Origin of the sequence: Roseiarcus sp. (assembly GCF_049514155.1) — a bacterium.
GTDB lineage: Bacteria > Pseudomonadota > Alphaproteobacteria > Rhizobiales > Beijerinckiaceae > Roseiarcus.
Genome location: NZ_JBEKVH010000006.1, coordinates 37,737 through 59,040, shown reverse-complemented (window position 1 = coordinate 59,040; position 21,304 = coordinate 37,737). Strand labels below are relative to the sequence as shown.

At 69.4% G+C, this 21,304-nt stretch carries 19 protein-coding genes, 1 tRNA gene and 1 pseudogene; 18 read left to right on the top strand and 3 right to left on the bottom strand.

Annotated features, from left to right (window positions below; all coding sequences use genetic code 11):
• The 14 genes and pseudogenes from ABSF49_RS01815 to nadC form a co-directional block, all read left to right on the top strand.
• Nucleotides 1-1,101, top strand: a pseudogene (locus ABSF49_RS01815) (cell division protein FtsZ); the annotation flags it as partial.
• Nucleotides 1,102-1,433: 332 nt separating this feature from the next.
• Nucleotides 1,434-2,381: a UDP-3-O-acyl-N-acetylglucosamine deacetylase gene (gene lpxC, locus ABSF49_RS01810; RefSeq protein ID WP_424110918.1), complete on the top strand. Its 948-nt coding sequence runs from the start codon at nt 1,434-1,436 to the stop codon at nt 2,379-2,381.
• Nucleotides 2,382-2,551: 170 nt separating this feature from the next.
• Nucleotides 2,552-3,436 carry an outer membrane protein assembly factor BamD gene (locus ABSF49_RS01805; protein ID WP_424110917.1) on the top strand — a complete coding sequence of 295 codons (885 nt, stop codon included), beginning with the start codon at nt 2,552-2,554 and terminating at the stop codon, nt 3,434-3,436.
• 19 nt (nt 3,437-3,455) lie between these two features.
• The gene (recN, locus tag ABSF49_RS01800; RefSeq protein WP_424110916.1) at nt 3,456-5,126 is read left to right on the top strand and encodes a DNA repair protein RecN; all 1,671 of its coding nucleotides are present in this window, start codon (nt 3,456-3,458) and stop codon (nt 5,124-5,126) included.
• 83 nt (nt 5,127-5,209) lie between these two features.
• Complete coding sequence (locus ABSF49_RS01795) at nt 5,210-5,383, top strand: hypothetical protein (RefSeq protein ID WP_424110915.1); 174 nt, start codon at nt 5,210-5,212, stop codon at nt 5,381-5,383.
• A 29-nt stretch (nt 5,384-5,412) separates the two neighbouring features.
• Nucleotides 5,413-6,702, top strand: coding sequence for a UDP-N-acetylglucosamine 1-carboxyvinyltransferase (murA, locus tag ABSF49_RS01790; protein WP_424110914.1), 1,290 nt, complete (start codon nt 5,413-5,415; stop codon nt 6,700-6,702).
• Nucleotides 6,703-6,706: 4 nt separating this feature from the next.
• Nucleotides 6,707-7,162 carry a DUF2948 family protein gene (locus ABSF49_RS01785; RefSeq protein ID WP_424110913.1) on the top strand — a complete coding sequence of 152 codons (456 nt, stop codon included), beginning with the start codon at nt 6,707-6,709 and terminating at the stop codon, nt 7,160-7,162.
• A 22-nt stretch (nt 7,163-7,184) separates the two neighbouring features.
• A complete protein-coding gene (gene hisD / locus ABSF49_RS01780) occupies nt 7,185-8,489 on the top strand; it encodes a histidinol dehydrogenase (RefSeq protein WP_424110912.1) in 1,305 nt (434 codons plus the stop codon).
• Nucleotides 8,486-8,974 carry a UPF0262 family protein gene (locus ABSF49_RS01775; RefSeq protein WP_424110911.1) on the top strand — a complete coding sequence of 163 codons (489 nt, stop codon included), beginning with the start codon at nt 8,486-8,488 and terminating at the stop codon, nt 8,972-8,974. The genes hisD and ABSF49_RS01775 overlap by 4 nt, the downstream gene beginning before the upstream one ends.
• Nucleotides 8,971-9,669 carry a class I SAM-dependent methyltransferase gene (locus ABSF49_RS01770; protein ID WP_424110910.1) on the top strand — a complete coding sequence of 233 codons (699 nt, stop codon included), beginning with the start codon at nt 8,971-8,973 and terminating at the stop codon, nt 9,667-9,669. Before ABSF49_RS01775 ends, ABSF49_RS01770 begins: the two co-directional genes overlap by 4 nt.
• A 214-nt stretch (nt 9,670-9,883) precedes the next feature.
• Nucleotides 9,884-10,828, top strand: a complete 945-nt coding sequence (locus tag ABSF49_RS01765; protein ID WP_424110909.1) for an NUDIX hydrolase — start codon at nt 9,884-9,886, stop codon at nt 10,826-10,828.
• 257 nt (nt 10,829-11,085) lie between these two features.
• A complete protein-coding gene (nadA, locus tag ABSF49_RS01760; RefSeq protein WP_424110908.1) occupies nt 11,086-12,066 on the top strand; it encodes a quinolinate synthase NadA in 981 nt (326 codons plus the stop codon).
• Nucleotides 12,063-13,601 (top strand): L-aspartate oxidase, encoded by a 1,539-nt coding sequence (locus ABSF49_RS01755; RefSeq protein WP_424110907.1) that lies wholly within the window; start codon nt 12,063-12,065, stop codon nt 13,599-13,601. The genes nadA and ABSF49_RS01755 overlap by 4 nt, the downstream gene beginning before the upstream one ends.
• Nucleotides 13,602-13,604: 3 nt before the next feature.
• Nucleotides 13,605-14,456: a carboxylating nicotinate-nucleotide diphosphorylase gene (gene nadC / locus ABSF49_RS01750; protein WP_424110906.1), complete on the top strand. Its 852-nt coding sequence runs from the start codon at nt 13,605-13,607 to the stop codon at nt 14,454-14,456.
• Between the two features lie 196 nt (nt 14,457-14,652).
• Here nadC and ABSF49_RS01745 read toward each other — a convergent pair.
• Both ABSF49_RS01745 and ABSF49_RS01740 read right to left on the bottom strand, forming a co-directional pair.
• Nucleotides 14,653-14,727, bottom strand: a tRNA-Thr gene (locus ABSF49_RS01745).
• Nucleotides 14,728-14,943: 216 nt separating this feature from the next.
• Entirely contained in the window at nt 14,944-15,933 is a 990-nt protein-coding gene (locus tag ABSF49_RS01740) for a KpsF/GutQ family sugar-phosphate isomerase (protein ID WP_424110905.1), read from the bottom strand.
• Nucleotides 15,934-16,079: 146 nt separating this feature from the next.
• On the opposite strand from ABSF49_RS01740, the gene ABSF49_RS01735 reads away from it, so the two are divergent.
• Nucleotides 16,080-17,627, top strand: coding sequence for an outer membrane beta-barrel protein (locus ABSF49_RS01735; RefSeq protein ID WP_424110904.1), 1,548 nt, complete (start codon nt 16,080-16,082; stop codon nt 17,625-17,627).
• A gap of 10 nt (nt 17,628-17,637) precedes the next feature.
• Here the strand turns inward: ABSF49_RS01735 and galU are convergent, their stop codons facing one another.
• Complete coding sequence (gene galU, locus ABSF49_RS01730) at nt 17,638-18,519, bottom strand: UTP--glucose-1-phosphate uridylyltransferase GalU (RefSeq protein WP_424110903.1); 882 nt, start codon at nt 18,517-18,519, stop codon at nt 17,638-17,640.
• Nucleotides 18,520-18,703: 184 nt separating this feature from the next.
• On the opposite strand from galU, the gene galE reads away from it, so the two are divergent.
• The 3 genes from galE to ABSF49_RS01715 all read left to right on the top strand — a co-directional run bounded on the left by galE (nt 18,704) and on the right by ABSF49_RS01715 (nt 21,301).
• Nucleotides 18,704-19,705: a UDP-glucose 4-epimerase GalE gene (galE, locus tag ABSF49_RS01725; protein ID WP_424110902.1), complete on the top strand. Its 1,002-nt coding sequence runs from the start codon at nt 18,704-18,706 to the stop codon at nt 19,703-19,705.
• 125 nt (nt 19,706-19,830) lie between these two features.
• Complete coding sequence (locus ABSF49_RS01720; protein WP_424110901.1) at nt 19,831-20,592, top strand: ABC transporter ATP-binding protein; 762 nt, start codon at nt 19,831-19,833, stop codon at nt 20,590-20,592.
• Nucleotides 20,579-21,301 (top strand): ABC transporter ATP-binding protein, encoded by a 723-nt coding sequence (locus ABSF49_RS01715; protein ID WP_424110900.1) that lies wholly within the window; start codon nt 20,579-20,581, stop codon nt 21,299-21,301. Before ABSF49_RS01720 ends, ABSF49_RS01715 begins: the two co-directional genes overlap by 14 nt.
• The last annotated feature ends 3 nt before the right edge of the window (nt 21,302-21,304 follow it).

Below are 21,304 nucleotides of genomic sequence, written 5' to 3'. Positions count from 1 at the left end.
GCCAACGAGAAGACGACCTTCGCCGACGCCTTCGCCATGGCCGACCAGGTGCTCTATTCGGGCGTCGCCTGCATCACCGACCTGATGGTCAAGGAAGGCCTGATCAACCTCGACTTCGCCGACGTGCGCTCGATCATGGGCGAGATGGGCAAGGCGATGATGGGCACCGGCGAAGCGAGCGGCGAACGCCGCGCGGTGATGGCCGCCGAGGCGGCGATCGCCAATCCGCTGCTCGACGAGACCTCGATGAAGGGCGCCCGCGGCCTGTTGATCTCGATCACCGGCGGCAACGACCTCACGCTTTACGAAGTCGACGAGGCGGCGAGCCGCATCCGCCAGGAGGTCGACGAGGAGGCCAACATCATTCTCGGCGCGACCTTCGATTCGGCGCTCGACGGCGTCGTCCGCGTCTCGGTCGTCGCCACCGGCATCGACCAGGCGACGATCGACCAGATCGAGCCGGTCGGGGCGCCGCCGCTCGCCGCGGCCGCCGCGCGCGCGCGCGTCGTTCCGCCGCGCCCGCTGCCCGCCGCGATCACGCCGGAAGGACCAGTCGAGTCGGCGCCGCTCAGCGCGGCGGCGCTCGACGACGTCGAGATCAGGCCCGCCGCGCCGCGTTCGACCGCCTATGCCCAGCCGTTCGCCCCGGCGCACGAGGAGGAAACGATCGAGCGCGAGTTCATTCCGCCCGCGCCGGAACAGCCGGCTCTGCGCGCCCCGCGCATGCCGCAGATCGAAGAGCTGCCGCCGATCGCCCAGAACCAGTTGCGCGCCCACCGCGGCGAAGCGCCGAGCGCCCCGCCGCCGGTCGAGACGCGCCGCCGGTCGCTGCTGGAGAAGCTCGCCGCTTTCGGCGTCAGCCGCCACGAGGACGATGCGCCGGCGCCCCGCGCGATCTCGGCTCCGCCGGTTCCGCTCGCGCCGCCGCGGCCGACCGCCGCCGCGGTGCACGCTGAATACGGGCGGACCCAGCCCCGTCCGGCCGCGCCGCGTCCGGTCCAGGGCCAGCTCGACCCGCATGGCCGCGCGCCGGCTCGGCCCGCCTCGCTCGAGGACGACCAGCTCGAAATTCCGGCGTTTTTGCGCCGGCAATCCAACTGAGCGAATCGGCGAATTGGAAATCTGACGGCCGCGGCCCTCGCCGCGGTCGTTTTCCGTTGCGGCGCCTGCGTCATTTACGCACCGTCAATTATTGTCATAAGATATTGTTATATTTGCCTGAATCATGGTTGACCAAGTGTGTAACGTTCGTACACGAAAGGTGATTTGGCCCTGCGCTACGGCGCAACTAATCTCCCGCGCGGCTGACATTGAGCTGACGGAAACGCCGTAAGCGCAGGTCCGCCGGGGCGAACGACGCTAGCGACGCGACAGACGTCGGAATCGTCGAACGAACAGAACCGGCTGGCTGCGCGTGTGGGGACGATGACTGCATGAAATTCGGGTTGCAGACGACGCTTCGCGACCGGGTCGAAATCAGCGGCTTCGGCGTTCATTCAGCGGCGCCCGCGCGCGTCGTCCTTCATCCCGCCGACGTCGATTCCGGCCTCGTCATTCTGCGCACCGGCCTGCCCAATGGGCGCGAGCGCCTCATTGAGGCCAAATGGTCCAACGTCACCCAGACCGCTTTGTGCACCGTGCTCGGCGATTCGACCGGCGCGGCGGTGGCGACCGTCGAGCACCTGATGGCGGCGCTCGCCGGCCTCGGCGTCGACAACGCGCTGATCGAGATCGACGGCGCGGAAATGCCGATCATGGACGGATCGGCGGCGCCGTTTGTCGCGGCGATCGACTCGGTCGGCCTCGCCCGTCAGGGACGGCTGCGGCGCGTCATTCGCGTCGTGCGGCCGGTGCGGGTCGAATGCGGACCGGCTTATGCCGAGCTGGCGCCGGGCGGCCGCGGTCTCAGGCTCGACGTCGAGATCGACTTCGACGCGCCCAGCATCGGCCGCCAGCGGCGCGCCTTCGACGTCGATCCGTCGACCTTCCGCCGCGACATCGCCCGCGCGCGCACCTTCGGCTTCGTCACCGACGTCAAGAAGCTGTGGCAGGCCGGGTTCGCGCTCGGCTCGTCGCTGGAGAATTCGATCGCGCTCGACGGCGACGCGATCCTCAATCCCGAGGGCCTGCGCTACGCCGACGAGTTCGTCCGTCACAAGGCGCTCGACGCGATTGGCGACCTCGCCCTGGCGGGCGCTCCGATCGTCGGCTGCTACCGCTCCTACCGTCCGGGCCACAAGATCAACGCGATGATGCTGTCGGCTCTGTTCGCCGACCGCAGGGCCTTCGAGATCGTCGACGGCGCGGCGCGCAAAGCCTATGCGCTCGGCGCGGGGCCGATTGGCCGCGTCGCCACCGCCTACGCCGCCAACGCCGACTGAGGCCGGGAATCGCGCCGCCGCGTGGACGTCCGGCGCCCTGCCGCCACAATCCGACTCTCTAATGCGTCGGCCGCGCGCCGGCCAAGCGTCCCGGTGGCGTTGCGACGCGCAGTGAGGTAAACAGCGCCGCTGATCCGCCATTCGCGTCGCGCAACGTCCGAGTCCGCAGCATGATCCTCGCCGCTCCGATTTCCCGCGTGTCCGTCCTCGCCCGCGGCGCGCGCTTGCTGCTGTTTGCCGGCGCGGCGGCGGCGCTCGCCTCCTGCTCGATGTTCGACGACTTCAACCCGTTCGGCGGCGAGAAGTACAAGATGGTGATCGAACCCGACGTTCCGGCGAGCAAGGCCTACGACCAGGGCCTCGCCCAGCTCGCAAACGGCGCGCCGCAGGACGCGGCCAAGAAGTTCACCGACCTGGGCGAAAAGTTTCCCGACTCGGACTGGGCCCGCAAAGGCCTGTTGATGACGACCTACGCCCAGTACCAGGCCGGCGACTTCGACAGCGCCGAAGCGTCGGCGGAGCGCTACGTCAAACTCTATCCCAAGTCGCAAGAAGCGGCCTACGCGCTCTATCTCGAGGCGAGTTCGTACTACCGGCAGATCCCCGACATCTCGCGCGACCAGGAGCGCGCCGCCAAGGCGCTCGCCGCCTTCCAGCAGGTGATCAAGGACTATCCCAATTCCGAGTACGTCGAGGACTCGAAATACAAGATCCAGGTGACGACGGACCAGCTCGCCGGCAAGGAGATGTCGATCGGGCGTTTCTACCTCAACCGGCGCAACTACACCGCGGCGATCAATCGCTTTCGCAGCGTGCTGACCGCCTACCAAACCACCCGCCACTCGGAAGAGGCGCTCTATCGCCTGGTCGAGGCCTACCTCGGCCTCGGCATCACCGACGAAGCGCAGACCGCCGCCGCCGTGCTCGGCCACAACTTCCCCGATGGCGACTGGTACAAGGACGCCTACAATCTGCTGAAGAACGGCGGCCTGTCGCCCAAGGAAAACCAGCAGTCCTGGATTTCCAAGCTCTATCATTCCGTCGTGCCCTCCTGAGGCGCCGAGGCCGAAGCCCATGCTCGCCCGGCTTTCGATCCGCGACATCGTGCTGATCGACCAGTTGGACCTCGAGTTCGCCGACGGCCTCACCATCCTCACCGGCGAAACCGGGGCGGGAAAGTCGATCCTGCTCGACGCTCTGTCGCTCGCGCTCGGCGCGCGCGGCGACGGCGCGCTGACCCGCCACGGCGAAGCGCAGGGGCAGGTGACGGCGAGCTTCGACCTGGCGCCCGATCATCCCGTCTTCGCCGCGCTCGCCGATCAAGGCGTGCGCGCCGACGGCGAACTGATCCTGCGCCGCATCCAGCTCGCCGACGGGCGCACCCGCGCCTTCGTCAACGACCAGAGCGTCAGCGCCCAGACCCTGCGCGCCGTCGCCGCCGGCCTGGTCGAGATCCATGGCCAGCACGACGAGCGCGCGCTGCTCGACGCATCGACCCATCGCGCCCTGGTCGACGCCTATGGCGGCCACGGCGCGCTGGTCGAAGCGACGCGCTCGACCTGCTCCGCCTTGCGCCGCGCCGAGTCCGAGCTCGAAGCGGAGCGCGCCCGCGTCGCCGCCGCGCGCGCCGCCGCCGATTACGCGCGCCACGCCCACGAAGAGCTGACCGCGCTCGAGGCCCAGCCCGGCGAGGAAGCGGCGCTCGCCGAACGCCGCCAGCGCATGATGCAGGGCGAGAAGGTCGCCGCCGACATCCGCGAGGCGCACGAAAATCTCTCCGGCGATTCGGCGATCTTGCCCGTCCTGTCGGCGATTTCGCGCCGGCTGCAGCGGCGCCTGCCGCAGGCGCCGGGGCTGATCGAGCCGAGCGTCCAGGCGCTCGACGAGGCGATGCAGGCGCTCGAGACCGCCACCCAGGCGGTCGAGTCGGCGCTCGCCGCCTGCGACTTCGATCCGCGCGAACTGGAGAAATGCGAGGAGCGCCTGTTCGCGCTGCGCGGCATGGCGCGCAAGCACGCGACGACGGTCGACAATCTCCCCGCTCTGGCCCGCAAATACGCCGACGAAGTCGCCGCGCTCGAGGCGGGCGAAGTGCGCGTCGTCGCGCTCGAGACGCAAGCCCGCGCCGCCGCCGCCGTCTACGCCAGCGCCGCCGACGCGCTGTCGAACGCCCGCGCCGCCGCCGCGCGCGCGCTGGAGGCGGCGGTCGCCGCCGAGCTGCCGGCGCTCAAGCTCGAGCGGGCGCGCTTCGCCGTCGCGCTCAAGCGCGATGATTCGCAGGCTTTGCCAGACGGCTACGACCGCGCCGAGTTCACCGTCCAGACCAATCCCGGCTCGCGCCCCGGCCCGCTGATGAAGGTCGCCTCCGGCGGCGAGCTTGCGCGCTTCCTGCTCGCTCTGAAAGTGTCGCTCGCCGAGCGCGACACCGCGCCGACTCTGGTGTTCGACGAGGTCGACAGCGGCGTCGGCGGCGCGGTCGCCGACGCGATCGGCCAGCGGCTCGCCCGGCTCGCCGCCAAGGCGCAGGTGCTCGCCGTCACCCACGCGCCGCAGGTCGCCGCGCGCTCCAACCAGCATTTCCGGATCGTCAAGAACGACGTCGGCAAGGGCGAACGCGTCGCGACCCAGGTGGTGGCGCTCGACGCCTCGGCGCGGCGCGAAGAGATCGCCCGCATGCTCGCCGGCGCCGAGGTCACCGGCGCGGCGCGGGCGGCGGCGAAGAGCCTGATCGAGAAGGCCGGATAGGGAAGGGCGGCTGCGGAGGGGGTTTCGGCTTGCCCGGGGCGCCCCGGCAGCCTATCTAGCGGGCAGTCGACGGGCGAAACGGCATGGCTCGGGCAAACGCGGGGAACGAAGATCGGCGGCGGCGCGAGCGGCTCGCCGCGGCCCTGCGGGAAAACTTGAAGCGCCGCAAGGCGCAGCAGCGCGGCCGGCAGGCGGCCGCCGAAGCGGCGCCGTCGACCGCGGCGCCGCAACAGGCCAACCCCGAATCGGACCGCTGAAGCGCGGAATCCGCGAAGAGGAAGAACGAATGGATCGCATCCAAATCCGCGGCGGCGCCAAGCTTCAGGGTTCGATCCCGATCTCGGGGGCCAAGAACGCCGCGCTGCCGCTGATGATCGCTTCGCTGCTGACCGACCAGACTCTGACGCTGGAAAACCTGCCGCGGCTCGCCGACGTCAGCCAGCTCGTGCGCATCCTCGGCAATCACGGCGTCGACTACTCGGTCGACGGCAAGCGGGCGGGCGAAGGGGCGACCGCCGGCCAGACCGCGCATCTGCGCGCCAAGACGATCGTCGATTCCACCGCGCCCTACGAGCTCGTTTCGCGCATGCGCGCGAGCTTCTGGGTGATCGCGCCGCTCATCGCGCGCGTGGGCGAAGCACGCGTGTCGCTGCCCGGCGGCTGCGCGATCGGCACCCGCCCGGTCGATCTGCTGCTGATGGCGCTGGAGAAGCTCGGGGCCGAGATCGCGATCGAGGGCGGCTATGTCGTCGCCAAGGCGCCGAAGGGCCTCGTCGGCGCGGAAATCGAATTTCCCAAGGTGACGGTCGGCGGCACGCACGTGGCGATGATGGCGGCGGCGCTGGCGCGCGGTTCGACCCTGATCGCCAACGCGGCGCGCGAGCCGGAGGTGAAGGACGTCGCCGACTGCCTCAACAAGATGGGCGCGCGCGTCAAGGGCGCGGGAACCTCGACAATCGAAATCACCGGCGTCGCGCGGCTCAACGGCGCGCGCCATCGCGTGCTGCCCGACCGCATCGAAGCGGGCACCTACGCGACCGCGGTGGCGATGACCGGCGGCGACATCCTGCTCGAGGGCGTCGGCCCCGACCTGTTCCAGGAGGCGCTCGACGCGCTGTCGCGCGCCGGGGCGAAGGTGTCGAGCGACAATCGCGGCGTGCGCGTCGCGCGCAACGGCGCCGGCATTGGCGCGGTCGACATTTCGACCGCGCCGTTCCCCGGTTTTCCGACCGACCTGCAGGCGCAGTTCATGGCCCTGATGACGCGCGCCCGCGGCGTCTCGCGCATCACCGAGACGATCTTCGAGAACCGGTTCATGCACGTCCAGGAGCTGGCGCGGCTCGGCGCGCGCATCAAGCTCGACGGCGACACGGCGGTCGTCGAGGGCGTCGACAAGCTGCTCGGCGCCCCGGTGATGGCGACCGACCTGCGCGCGTCCGTCTCGCTGGTGATCGCCGCGCTCGCCGCCGAAGGCGAAACGACGGTCAATCGCGTCTATCATCTCGATCGCGGCTTCGAACGGCTTGAGCAGAAGCTCTCCGCCTGCGGCGCCGACATCGAGCGCATTTCGGGCTGAGGCGATGACGCAGACGCTCGACAAACTCAAGCTGATCGCGCTCGACCGCGAAGGCCTTGGCGTGATTTCCGCCCAAGCCCAGGACACCTGCCTCAGGCGCGCCGACTTGCGCTGGCTGCCGAGCCAGAAGCGATTCCTGGTCAGCGGCATGCGCTACGACTGGGTGGGCGCCGAAGAAGGCCGCGCCGAGCGCATCGGCTCGGTGCTGCGGTTCGACCGGGTGCTGAAGGTGTCGCATCTCGGCCTCGACGAAGGCGACGAGTCGCGGGTGCTCAATCTGCTGGCGGTGACGTTCGAGATCACCGATGCGCCATCGGGCATGGTGCTGCTCGCCTTCGCCGACGGCGCGGTGGTGCGGCTCGAGGTCGAGTGCCTCGAGGCCGAACTCGTCGACGTCGGCCCGCGCCGCCCGGCGCAGGAATGTCCCGGCCACGCGCTGACCAGCGCCGAGTCGTTCTAGAGGCGCGGCCGCGGAGCTCGTCATGGCGGTCACACTCGATATGCGCGCCGCGGAGTTCGAGCCGCGGTTCCGCGCCCTGCTCGCCGCCAAGCGCGAGGCGTCGGTCGACGTCGACGCCGCGGTGGCTGCGATCATCGCCGACGTGCGGGCGCGCGGCGACGCGGCGTTGATTGACTACACGCTGCGCTTCGATCGCGTCGACCTGTCGCGCTCGGGCTTCCGCATCGCGCCGGCCGAGATCGAGGCGGCGTTCGACGCCTGCGATCGCAAGGCGCTGGACGCGTTGGAGCTCGCCCACGAGCGGGTGCTCTCCTATCACCGCCGCCAGCTTCCCGGCGACGTTTCGTTCGTCGACCACCTGGGCGTCCAGCTCGGCTGGCGCTGGCGGGCGATCGACGCGGTCGGCCTCTATGTGCCTGGCGGCGCGGCGAGCTATCCGTCATCGGTGATCATGAACGCCGCGCCGGCGGCTGTCGCCGGCTGCCGCCGTCTCGCCATGGTCGTACCGACGCCCGACGGCAGGCTCAATCCCCTGGTGCTCGCCGCGGCCAAGATCGCCGGCGTGAGCGAAATCTACCGCGTCGGCGGCGCCCAGGCGATCGCCGCGCTCGCCTACGGAACCGAGAGCATTGCGCCGGTCGCCAAGATCGTCGGCCCCGGCAACGCCTACGTCGCGGCGGCCAAGCGGCGGGTGTTCGGCGTCGTCGGCATCGATATGATCGCCGGCCCGTCGGAGGTCGTCGTGCTCGCCGACGCCAGCGCCGACGCCGAGTTCGTCGCGGCCGACCTTCTCGCTCAGGCCGAACACGACGAGGCGGCGCAGTCGATCCTCGTCACCGACGACGCGCGCCTGGCGAGCGACGTCGCCGCCGCGGTCGAAGCGCAGCTCGCCGACCTGCCGCGCGCCGCGATCGCCGGCGCGAGCTGGCGCGACTACGGCGCGATCATTCTCGTTGCCGAGCTTTCCGCCGCGCCGGCGCTGATCGACCGCATCGCGCCCGAGCATCTCGAGATCATCGCCCGCGACGCCGAAGCGCTGTCGGCGGCGATCGCCAACGCCGGCGCGATCTTCCTCGGGCCGCATACGCCCGAGGCGATCGGCGACTACGTCGGCGGCTCGAACCACGTGCTGCCGACGTCGCGTTCAGCGCGCTTCTCCTCGGGGCTTGGCGTCTATGACTTTGTCAAGCGCACGTCGATCCTCAAATGCGACGCGCGATCGCTGGCGACGCTCGGACCGGCGGCGGTGACGCTCGGCGAGGCCGAGGGCCTCACCGCCCACGCGCGATCGGTGGCGCTGCGTCTGGGGCGGGACGGCGCGACGTGAACGACGAGGCCCAGCCCGACCGCAACCGGCTGGCGGAAGTGAAGTTCGACGAGAAGTCGATTCCGCGCGGACTTGCCGACCGCGACCATGAATGCGCGGCCGCGGTGTTCGACCTGATCGAGGACAATCGCTTCGGCGTGCGCGGCCGCGACGACGGGCCCTATAGCCTTCGCATCGCTCAGGTGGAGTCGCGACTCACTTTCGAAGTGCGCACCAGCGCCGGCGTTCCCGTCGTCGAGTTTGCGGTGTCGATGACGCCGTTTCGGCCGCTGCTGAAGGACTACTTCAACATCTGCGAGAACTATTACACGGCGATTCGCAGCGCCGGCCCGCGTCAGATCCAGGAAATGGACCGCGCCCGGACAGCGCTGCACAACGAGGGCGCCGGGCTGCTCGCCGCGCGCCTGGCCGACAAGGTGGAGATCGACGAGGCGACCGCGCGCCGCCTGTTCACCCTGGTCTCCGCCCTGCATTGGCATCCGTGACGGCGGCGCCGGCCGAGGAGCGCGCCGCCTTCATCCGAGCCAACACGCGGCTGCTCGCCCCGCCGCTCGCGCCCGAAATGCGGCTTCATCTCGCCGACGAAGCGGTCGAGCTGTGGACCAAGACCGAGACTCAGCTGCAGGCTTCCGGCTTGCCGCCGCCGTTCTGGGCCTTCGCCTGGGCGGGCGGACAGGCGCTGGCGCGCTGGATCGGCGATCATTCCGGCCGCATCGCCGGCCGGCGCGCGCTCGACTTCGCCTCCGGTTCGGGGATCGTCGCGATCGCCGCCGCGCTCGCCGGCGCGGCGAAGGTCGAGGCGAGCGAGATCGACCCGTTCGCCCAGGCCGCGATCGCGCTCAACGCCGCCGCGAACGGCGTCTCGGTTGACGTGCTGGCTGAAGACGTGATCGGCCAGGACCGCGGCTGGGACGTCGTGCTGGCCGGCGACGTCGCCTATGAGCGCGACATGGCGGCGGCCGCATTCGCCTGGCTCGAAGGCCTCGCGCGGCGCGGCGCGCTGGTGCTCGTCGGCGATCCGCGCCGCAGCTATCTCGCCCTCGACCGGCTCGAATGCGTCGCCGAATATTCGGTCCCGACCTCGCGCGCGCTCGAAGACGCCGAGATCAAGCGCACGGGCGTGTTCGTGTTCAAGGCGGCGCGTGAAAAACGGGAAAGCCGAGACGCCGGCGCGCCTTGAGAATGGTCGGCGCCAATCGGCGCTCGATTCGGTTGCGACTGGCGTCGTTTTGACCTGCCTGCGATCCTCCGGCTCGCGCAGTCCGGCGCCGGGGGCAAGCTCATAAGTTGGCGTTCTTTAGCCTCCCCTGGTCCCGAAGCCCGGAGGCGGGCCGGCTTGACCAAATGTTCAGCCTCGCCTCTAAGTCGCCGCGGCGCTCCATCAATTGACTCGAATGTCCGCGAAGACAGTTTTTGACGCTCCAACCGGGAGCGTTTCGGCGGAGTTGATCGCCGTGATCGTCGCCGTGCCGAGCGGAGACCCGATGGTCATGACGGTCGAAGCGGGCGACGCGCTGCCGTCGGGCCCGTTCGAGGTCGCGCACCGCTCGCTCCAATCCGGACTGCGCGCCTGGGTGGAGCAGCGGACAGGCCACGCGCTGGGCTATCTCGAGCAGCTCTACACCTTCGCCGACCGCGAACGCGGCGAAGGGCTCGGCGCCGGGCGGCGGATTTCGATCAGCTATCTCGGCCTGACGCGCGCGGAGGCGGAAGCGGCGGCGGTCGCGGGCGCGAGTTGGCGCCGCTGGTACGACTACTTCCCGTGGGAAGACCAGCGCCAGCGCGCGGCCCAGCCGCTCGCGGCGTCGATCGAGCCGAAGCTCAAGCGGTGGATGGCGGCCGGCGGGTCGCGCCTGGCGAAGGAGAGCCGCCGGACCCGCGCCGAAATCGCCTTCGGCCTCGACGGTCGGCGGTGGAACGAAGAGTTGGCGCTGCAGCGCTACGAATTGCTTTACGAGGCCGGGCTGGCGTCCGAGGCCAACCCTTCAGGCCGCGGGGCCAACGGGCTCGGCCGAGCCATGGTCGCCGACCATCGGCGGATCCTGGCGACCGGGATCGCCCGCCTGCGCGCCAAGATCAAATACAACCCCGTCGTCTTCGAGCTGATGCCGCCGGCCTTCACGCTGCTGCAGCTACAGCGCTGCGTCGAGGCGATCGCTGGGATGAACCTGCACAAACCGAACTTTCGCCGCCTGATCGAGCAGCAGCAACTGGTCGAGGAGACTGGCGACATGGTCGCCGAAACGGGGGGACGACCGGCAAAGGCCTTCCGCTTCCGCGAGGCGGTGAAAGAAGAGCGCGCCGTCGTCGGGACGAAGCTGCCGATCGCCAAGGCGTGACGCGACGCGCTCGATGCGGTTCGCCGTCGCCAGGCCGGCGCCGCGCCCGCGAACGCCTAGCAGCCGAACTGCGGGCCGAGCGCGCAAAGCGCCGGCAATCGGCGATTGCGGACCTGTCGCAAACGGTCTTCGTTCTTTCATGTCGTCCGCTGCGGGTCCGCTATCGACGAGAGCCGCTGACCGACATCCCCCCTCTTGACGCGCACTTATTATCAAACTAAGAATAAGCGTCGTGATATGCTCACTATGAGAATAACATGAACGCTCGCGCGCAGGATTTCGACCTCGAGGCGCTTTATCCGCGGGTCAGTCGCGTCATTCCGCCGATCGAATGGTTGACCTACATGCCCGACATCGAGGCGATCTTGCGCCTCAAACGCGAACGCGACGCGGTCGTCCTCGCCCATAATTACATGACGCCCGAAATCTACCACTGCGTCGCCGACGTCGTCGGCGACAGCCTGGCGCTCGCCAAGGCGGCGGCGAAGATCGAAGCGCGCGTCGTCGTAATGGCCGGCGTTCATTTCATGGCCGAGACCGCCAAGCTGATGAACCCGGACAAGGTCGTGCTGATTCCGGATACGCGCGCGGGGTGTTCGTTGGCGACCTCGATCGTCGCCGAGGACGTGCGTTCGCTTCGCCGCCGCCACCCCGGCGTTCCCATCGTCGCCTACGTCAATACGACGGCGGCGGTGAAAGCGGAGGTCGACATCTGCTGCACGTCGGCCAATGCGCGCGACGTCGTCGAGTCGCTGGGCGCGCCGCGCGTCATCATGCTGCCCGACAGGTTTCTCGCCGCCAACGTCGCCAAGACGACGGCGGTCGAGATCATCTCCTGGGACGGCGCGTGCGAGGTCCACGAAGGTTTTCGCGCCGGGGATGTCCGCGAACTGCGCTCCGTCTACCCGGACGCCGTCGTGCTCGCGCACCCCGAGTGCCCGCCGGAGGTCGTCGCCGCCGCCGACTTTTCCGGCTCGACCGCCCAGATGTCGGCGTTCGTCGCCGAGCGCCGCCCGCGTCGGGCCCTGCTGCTGACGGAGTGCTCGATGGGCGACAACATCGCCGGTGAACATCCGGAGGTCGAGTTCCTGCGGCCATGCGGTCTCTGCCCTCACATGAAGCGGATCACGCTGCCCGCCATTCGGCGCGCCCTGGAGACGATGACGACGGCGATCGAGATCGATCCTGCCGTTGCGACGCGGGCGCGCCGCGCGGTCGAACGGATGACGGCGCTATGACCGGCGACGTCTCAGCGCTCGACGGGCGGGTGGTCGTCGTCGGCGGCGGGATCGCTGGGCTGGCGACGGCGTTGCGCCTCGCCCCGCGTCCGGTCGTGGTCGTCTCGAAGGGACCGCTCGGCGCCGAGGGTTCGACCAACTGGGCGCAGGGCGGACTCGCCGCCGCCGTCGGCGACGGCGACGACGCCGAGCAACACGCAATCGACACGCTCGCGGCCGGCGACGGCCTTTGCGACGAGGAAGTCGTGCGCCGCTTCGCCCGCGCCGCGCCGGCGGCGATCGAGCAGCTGGCGGCTTGGGGCGCCCGATTCGATCGCGACGCAGAAGGACGCCTCGAACTCGGCCAGGAGGCGGCGCATCGCCGTCGCCGCGTCGTTCACGCCGAGGGCGACGGGTCGGGGCGCGAGGTCATGCGGGCCCTGACCGCAGCCGTCCGACGAACGCTGTCGATCACGGCGCTGGAAGGCGCGGCGGCGCGGCGTCTTCTGGTCGAGGACGGCAAAATTCGCGGCGTCGTCGTAACGGGCGCGAACGAGAGCGCGGCGATTGCGACGGACGCGGTCGTGCTGGCGACCGGCGGCGTCGGCGGGCTCTATGACGTCAGCACCAACCCTCTGGGAAGCTTCGGGCAAGGCTTGGCGCTCGCCGCGCGCGCGGGCGCCGCGCTCGCCGACCTCGAATTCGTGCAGTTCCATCCGACCGCGCTGCAGGCGGCGACGCGGCCGGCCCCGCTGATCACCGAAGCGGTGCGCGGCGAAGGCGCCATCCTCGTCGATGACGCCGGCGAGCGTTTCATGGCCGACATTCCGGGCCGCGAGATGGCGGCGCGCGACGTGGTCGCGCGCGCGATCTGGCGACGAAGACGCGCCGGGCGCCGCGTGTTTCTCGATGCGCGCGCGATCGGCGCCCGGTTCGGGTCGCGGTTCCCCTCGGTGTCGGCGATCTGCGCGCGGCATGGCGTCGACCCGACGCGCGATCTCATACCGGTTCGGCCCGCCGAGCATTATCACATGGGCGGGATCGTCGTGGACCAAACGGGGCGCAGTTCGATCGATGGGCTTTGGGCCTGCGGCGAGGTCGCCTGCACCGGGCTGCACGGCGCCAATCGCCTCGCCAGCAATTCCCTCACGGAAGCGGTCGTCTTCGCCGGCTGGGTCGCCGACGACGTCGCCAGCGCGACCGCGACCCGCGCGGCGCCGGTTCGCCGCCGTTTCAGCGACGCTGCGCCCGATCCGGCCGGCGCTCGCCGCGCGTTGTCCGCCGCCGCCGGGGTCGAACGCGACGCGGAGGGCCTACGCGCCGGTATCAGGGCGCTTCTGCCGCTCGCCGATGGCGACGAATCCGGCGCGGACCCTGCAGCGGTGGCGATGATGATCTGCGTCGCCGCGTTGCGGCGGGAAGAATCGCGCGGCGCGCACGCGCGCGTCGACTTTCCCGGCAAGGCGCAAGCGCCCGCCAGGCAAACCGTGACGCTCGCCGAAGCGCTTTGCTCGGCGCGCGAACTCGCCTTCACCGCCAACTTTCGCAAGGCCTGAACGATGCCGCTCGCTCTCCTGCCGCCGATCATCGTCGAACCGCTGGTTCGCGCCGCCCTGATCGAGGACCTCGGCCGCGCCGGCGACATCACGACCGACGCGATCGCGCCCGCCGATCTGGCGATCGCGGGCGCTTTCGTCTCCCGTCAGGCCGGCGTGATCGCCGGTCTCGATCTCGCCAGGCTCGCCTTCACGCTGATGGACCCCAAGATCGCGTTCGAGATTGAAAGACCGGACGGCGCGGCGGTCGGCGCGGGCGAGACGGTGGCGCGCGTCTCGGGATCGGCGCAGGGAATCCTCGGCGCCGAACGGGTCGCGCTCAATTTTCTCAGCCGGCTGAGCGGCGTCGCCTCGGCGACCGCCGCGCTTGTCGCAAGCGTCGCCGGGACGAAGGCGCGAATCGTTTGCACGCGCAAGACGACGCCGACGTTTCGCGCGATCGAAAAGTACGCGGTGAGAGCCGGAGGCGGCGCCAACCATCGCTTCGGTCTCGACGACGCGGTTCTGATCAAGGACAACCACGTGGCGGTCGCGGGTGGAATCGTCCCCGCGATCCGGCGCGCGAAGGCCCACGTCGGCCATCTGGTCAAGATCGAGGTCGAAGTCGATACGCTCGCCCAGCTCGATGAAGCGCTGGCGGAAGGCGTCGACGCGGTGCTGCTCGACAATATGGACCTCGACGACCTTCGCCGCGCCGTCGATCGCATCGCCGGCCGCGCGATTTCGGAAGCCTCAGGTCGGGTGACGCCTCAGTCGGCGCCGGCGATCGCCGCGACGGGCGTCGATCTCATTTCCGTCGGCTGGCTCACGCATAGCGCGCCAATTCTGGATGTCGGTCTGGATCTCGCCTGCTGATCGGCGCCGATCGGCTGTCGTTCCCGCGCCGAAGCATGAGCCTGCCGGCGGCGCTTTGTCGGAAGCAAGAGACGCCGTCGACCCGCTTCGGTCGCGCCACGCCGGCAGGCGTCGCGATTCGCCCATGTCGGCCGGCGCAGGCGCCACGAAGCCGCCGACCCGCTTATAGTTCATTGATTGTATTGATGGAATTTGCTGGTGCTGCAAGAGAGGATTGAACTCTCGACCTCTCCCTTACCAAGGGAGTGCTCTACCACTGAGCTACTGCAGCCTTCGCGCGCGGATTCCTGCCGCGGCGGACGGCGGGCTTTTGCCATAGCGGGGCCGCCAAGGCAAGGATGTGCGCCGTCGCAGGCCACTCATTGGGACTCCTGGGCGAGCGTGTTCATTGTTTGCTCGGCGGAGCGGAAGCGCCGCGCGCGCAATCGCCGCCAAGCGCTCCCTGGACGGTCGCGCCGGCCGCCAGCCGGTTTGTCGCGCTAGCGGATCAGGCCGCGCCGACGCTGAGCAGGTCGTGGAAGTGGATGATGCCGACGACCTCGCCGGCTTCGACCACCAGCAGCGCCGAGATCTTGCGGCTGATCAGCTCCAGCGCCTCGGCGACCAGCGCGTCGGGGGCGACGGTGCGCGGCGAACGGGTCATCACCTCCTCGACCGGCGTATCGACGATACGGTGCGATTTCAGATGGCGGCGCAAGTCGCCGTCGGTGATGATGCCGACCAGCTTGTCGGAATCGTCGAACACGCCGACGCAGCCGAACCCTTTGGCGCTCATTTCGAGGATCGCGTCGGCCATCTTGGCGCCGAGGCGAATGCGCGGGATGCGGTCGCCGCGATGCATGACATCGCGCACGAACGCGAGCTTGGCGCCGAGCTTGCCGCCGGGGTGGAAGACGCGGAAGTCGCGCGCGGTGAAGCCCTTGCCTTCGAGCAGGGCCATCGCCAGCGCGTCGCCGAGCACGAGTTGCATCGTCGTCGAAGTGGTGGGCGCAAGGCCGTTGGGGCATGCCTCCTGGGTGTTGGGCAGGCAGAGGCGAACGTCGGCCTCGCGGCCGAGCGCGCTGTCGCCGTTGGACGTGATGGCGATCAGCGGGATGGCGAAGCGCTTGGCGTAGGTGACGACCGCCGCCAGCTCGGGCGTCTCGCCCGACCACGAGACGGCGATGACGACGTCGCCGTTCTGCAGCATGCCGAGGTCGCCGTGGCTCGCCTCGGTGGCGTGGACGAAGAACGCCGGCTGGCCGGTCGAGGCGAAGGTCGCGGCGATCTTGCGCCCGACATGGCCGGATTTGCCCAAGCCGGTGACGATCACCCGCCCGGGCGCGGCGGCGATCGTCTCGACGGCGCGGCGGAAGGCGGCCCCGAGGCCATCGCCGCCGGGCGCCCTGAGCGCCTCGGCCATCGCCGTAAGACCTTGTTGTTCAATGAAAATCGTGCGCAGCCCAGTGGCCACGGCTTCGACGGAGCTGGTTGTCATGCGCGCTCTTAGCACGACCGCCGCCGCCAATCATCCCCGTGCGCCAATGGGTCCCGCCGCCCGGCCGTTTAAGCCGCCATTAACCATACCGGCCTAACCCTCGAAGCGCCCGTAAAGCGGCTGACGCGCGGGCGAAAGGAGCCTTCGTGCGGTCGCGTCTGGTCGAGCTTCGCCGCGCTCGCTGGGTCGCCCTCGGCGCGCTGGCCGCGGGGCTCGGCGGGGCGTTTGCGCCCGCTTTCGCCCAGGACGCCGACCTCGGTCTGCGCGGCGCGACGGAAAGGCTCGCCGACGCCGCCTCGCCGCTCACGCAAGCCGCGCCGATCCAGACGCCCGACGCCGCAACCGCCGCGCCGACGATCGCGCCGCCGGTCGACGGGGCAAACGACGCGAACACGAAGACCAAGCCGGCCAAGGCCGATGCGACGAAGCTGCCGCCGCTCAAGCCCTATCCCGGCGCGCAACGGCTGGGCTTGCGCGGCGGCCCGGCCGACCCGCAAGCCAAGGTTCCGGCGCCGACCGTCGCGGCCCAGCCGACCCCGCAACGGCGAAAGCCCGCCCCCGACGACAAGCCGTTCGATCCCGTCGGCTTTCGCGTCGGCGATCTCAAGCTGACGCCCTATGTCGAAGAGGATGGCGGCTGGGCCTCCAATCCCGGCCTGAGCCCCGGGCCGCAACGCGGCAGCGCCTTCGAGACGACCGAAGCGGGCGTCGCGCTGCAATCCGACTGGTCGCGCAGCGATCTGCACGGCCAGTTGAAGGGCGCCTACACCGACTATTTCGACGACCCCAGCGCCAATTCGCCGACCGCGAGCGGCACGCTCGACGGGCGTTACGACGCGAGCCGCGACCTGTCGTTCGACGCCGAAGGCCGTTTCAACGTCAGCGAGCAGACGCTGACCTCGCTCGGCCTCGGCTCGGGAACGGGGACGACCGCGCATCCGTTGGTCTCGACCTACGGCGCGACCCTCGGCGGCGCGCAGAAGTTTGGCGACCTGACGCTGGCGCTGCATGCGACTCTCGACCGCACCACCTATGCGAGCGCCGGGACCGACGATCTCGCCAGCGACGATTTCGACGATTGGGGCCTGCGCGGCCGCGTCTCCTACCGGCTGAGCGAGGCGATCTCGCCCTTCGTCGAGCTCGGCGCCGACGCGCGCCGCTACGATTCTTCGATCGATTACAACGGTTACGATCGCAATTCGGATGGCTGGCAGGCGGTTGCCGGCGCGACGCTCGCCTTCACCCGCCAGCTTACCGGCGAAGCGAGCTTCGGCTATGGCGCGCGCGCCTATGTCGATCCGCGCCTGGAGAATTTCGGCGGCCCGGTGATCGACGCGTCGCTGATCTGGTCGGCGACGCCGCTGACCACGGTGACGGCGAAAGCGCAGACGACGCTTGGCGACTCCGTCGTCGCCGGCGCCTCGGGCGTCTTGACCCGCGCCTATTCGCTCGACGTCGCCCACGAGCTGACGCGCGCCTTCACGCTCGGGGCCACGGCGAGCTGGTCGGGCGAGACCTACGTCGGCGTGACGCAGCGCGATTCGACCGCGACCTACGGACTGCGCGCCGAATATCACGTGTCGCGCGAGCTGGTGCTGAAAGCGAGCGCCAGCCGCCAGATCTATGAATCGAACGCGGCCAATTCCAATTACGTCGCCGATGTCTTCATGCTCGGCCTCAAGCTGCAGCGCTGAGCCGCCTCGCCTACAGATCGAGCTTCTTCAGTTCCGCGCGCAGTTGCGGGCCGAGGTCCTCGCGCATCAGCGCGAAAGCGATGTTGGCGTTGAGGAAGCCGAGCTTGGAGCCGCAGTCGTAGCTGCGCCCGTCGAAGCGCACGCCATGGAAGAACTGGCGCTTGGCGAGCTCGATCATGCCGTCGGTGAGCTGGATCTCGCCGCCGAACCCCTTCTCGACGTTTTCGAGGAAGTCGAAAATTTCCGGCTGCAGGATGTAGCGGCCGGAAATGATCAGGTTCGACGGCGCCGTGCCCTTCGGCGGCTTTTCGACCATGCCATTGATCTCGAAGGCGTGGCCTTCGTCCTCGCCGATGCCGACGATGCCGTAATACTGGGTCTCCTCTGGAGAAACTTCCTCGACCGCGACGACGTTGCCGCCGAAGCGCTCGTAGACTTCGACGCATTGGGCGAGGCATTGGTCGCCGCGCGGCCCCGCCGACGTGACCATGTCGGGCAGCAGCAGCGCGAACGGCTCGCGGCCGACGAGGTCGCGCGCGCACCACACCGCGTGGCCAAGCCCGAGCGGCGCCTGCTGGCGGGTGAACATCGCCGCGCCCTCGGGCAGCATGTCCGCCTTCAACGCCTCGATCTGCTGCAGCTTGCCGCGCCGGCGCAGCGTGTCGTCGAGCTCGTAGGCGATGTCGAAATGGTCCTCGATGACGCCCTTGTTGCGGCCGGTGACGAAGATGAATTTCTCGATCCCCGCCGCGCGCGCCTCGTCGACGACGTGCTGAAGGATCGGCCGGTCGACCACCGTCAGCATTTCCTTAGGCACCGCCTTGGTCGCCGGCAGAAATCGCGTGCCGAGACCGGCCACCGGCAACACAGCCTTGCGGATGGGTTTACGCATCGGGAAAATGCCTTTCGTTTCCTCTTTGACGCGGCGGTTCACAACGGAAGTCGCGTGCGAAGCTGTGGTCAATCCGCCGCGCGGAGTGTATTGCGCTTCCGGCGACGGGACGGCGGCCATGGCTCGCCGATTGGCCTCCATTTGTCAAAAGGGGACGCGGGCCCGCAAGGGCCGCGGTGACGCGATGGCGGTTTTGGTGACCGGCGGGGCGGGTTACATCGGCGGCCATATGACGCTCGGCCTCGGCGACGCCGGCGAAAACGTGGTCGTGCTCGACAATCTGTCGACCGGCTTCGCCTGGGCGGTCCAGCCGCCGGCCAAGCTGGTGGTCGGCGATTTCGGCGATTCGGCGCTGGTCGCCCGATTGATCCGCGAACATGGAATCGACGCGATCGCCCATTTCGCCGCCAAGATCGTCGTCCCCGAATCGATCGGCGACCCGCTCGGCTACTACGACAACAATACCGCCAAGGCGTTAAGCCTGATCCGGTGCGCCGTCGAGGGCGGCGTCAAGCATTTCATCTTCTCATCCACCGCGGCGGTCTATGGCGAGACTTCGGCCGAGCCCGTCGCCGAGGACGCGACGCTCAATCCGATCTCTCCCTACGGCCGGTCGAAGCTGATGGTCGAGTGGATGCTGCAGGACTCGAGCCGCGCCTACGGCCTGCGTTACGTCGCGTTGCGCTACTTCAACGTCGCCGGCGCCGACCCCCAGGGGCGGCTCGGCCAGTCGACCCCCAACGCCACCCATCTGATCAAGCGCGGCGTGCAGACGGCGCTCGGCCGTTTTGCCAGCATGGACGTCTTCGGCGAGGACTACCCGACCCGCGACGGCACTTGCGTGCGCGACTACATCCAGGTCACCGACCTGATCGACGCCCATCTCGCCGCGCTCGCCTATTTGCGAGCGGGCGGCGACAGCCTGACCTGCAATTGCGGCTACGGCCACGGCGCGACGGTCAAGGAGGTGATCGAGGTCGTCAAGCGCGTCTCCGGCGTCGATTTCAAGGTCAACCACGCGCCGCGGCGGCCGGGCGACCCGGCGGCGATCGTCGCCAAGGCCGAGCGCGTCCGCAGCACGCTGGGCTGGCGGCCGAAGCGCGACGATCTCGACGCGATCGTCCGCCAAGCGCTCGACTGGGAGCGGCGCCTGCACAATCGCCTCGGCCCGCCCGATCCGGCCTGAACCGCCGCCGCCCGCAATTCCCTCGCAATCTGCCGATGGTCGGGCTTTACAAGCCCCGCCTCGCCGTGCCTTGACTAGGCAAAGCGGAATTCGGGGGAACGCATGCGGGCGGACGGTCGGCGGCGATGAGCGAGGACGACATCCTTGTCACCGAAGGCCTTGGCAAGTCCTTCGGCGGCTTCGCGGCGGTCAGCGACGTCAATCTCAAGGTCAGGCGCGGCTCGATTCACGCGTTGATCGGCCCCAACGGCGCCGGCAAGACGACCTGCTTCAACATGCTGACCAAGTTCGTCGCGCCGAGCTTCGGCCGCATCCTGTTCAACGGCCGCGACATCACCCGTACGCGCCCGGCCGACGTCGCCCGCCTCGGCTTGGCCCGCTCGTTCCAGATCTCGGCGATCTTTCCCCATCTGACCGCGCTCGAGAACGTGCGCGTCGCGCTGCAGCGCCATCGCGGCGACAGCTTCGACTTCTGGCGCTCCAAGAAGGCGCTGACGCCGCTCAACGCGCGCGCGCTGGAACTGCTCGATCAGGTCGGCCTGGGCGACTGGGCTCATTCGGTCGCGGTCGAGTTCCCCTATGGCCGCAAGCGCGCGCTGGAGATCGCCACGACGCTGGCGCTCGACCCTGAGATGCTGCTGCTCGACGAACCGATGGCGGGCCTCGGCCTCGAGGACATCGAGCGCATCGCCGCGCTGATCCGGCGCGTCTCGGCCCATCGCACCATCCTGATGGTCGAGCACAATCTGCAAGTCGTCGCCGACCTCTCCGACCGCATCACCGTGTTGACGCGCGGCCGGGTGCTCGCCGAGGGCGACTACAGAGCCATCTCCGCCAACCAGCAAGTCAGGCAGGCCTATATGGGAGACGGACATGGCTACGGCTGAGGCCGCCGCGCCGACGCTCGTCGTCTCCGGGTTGCAGGCCTGGTACGGCGAGTCGCATGTTCTCCATGGCGTCGACTTCGAGGTGCGTCCGGGCGAAGTCGTCACGCTGCTCGGCCGCAACGGCGCCGGCAAGACGACGACGCTGAAAGCGATCATGGGCATCGTCGGCAAGCGCAGCGGCTCGGTCGTCTTCGCCGGCCGCGAGACGGTCGGCCTCTCTTCCGACCGCATCGCGCGTCTCGGCATGGCGATCTGCCCCGAGGAGCGTGCGATTTTCGCCAGCCTCAGCGTGCGCGAGAACCTGCTGCTGCCGCCGCGCGTCGCGCCCGGCGGGCTGACGCTCGAACGCATCTTCGCGCTCTTCCCCAATCTCGCCGAGCGCCTCGCCAGCGGCGGCGGCAAGCTGTCGGGCGGCGAGCAGCAGATGCTGGCGATCGCCCGCATCCTGCGCACCGGCGCGCGTTTCCTGATGCTCGACGAGCCGACCGAAGGCCTGGCGCCGGTCATCATCCGTCAGATCGGCCAGACCATCGCCGAGCTGAAGCGCGACGGCTTCACCATTCTGCTGGTCGAGCAGAACTTCCGCTTCGCCGCGACGGTGTCGGACCGCTATTACGTAATGGAGCACGGCCGCATCGGCATCGGCTTCGGCAATTCCGACCTCGACGCCAACAACATGGAGAAGCTGCATGTGCGTCTCGGCGTCTGACGA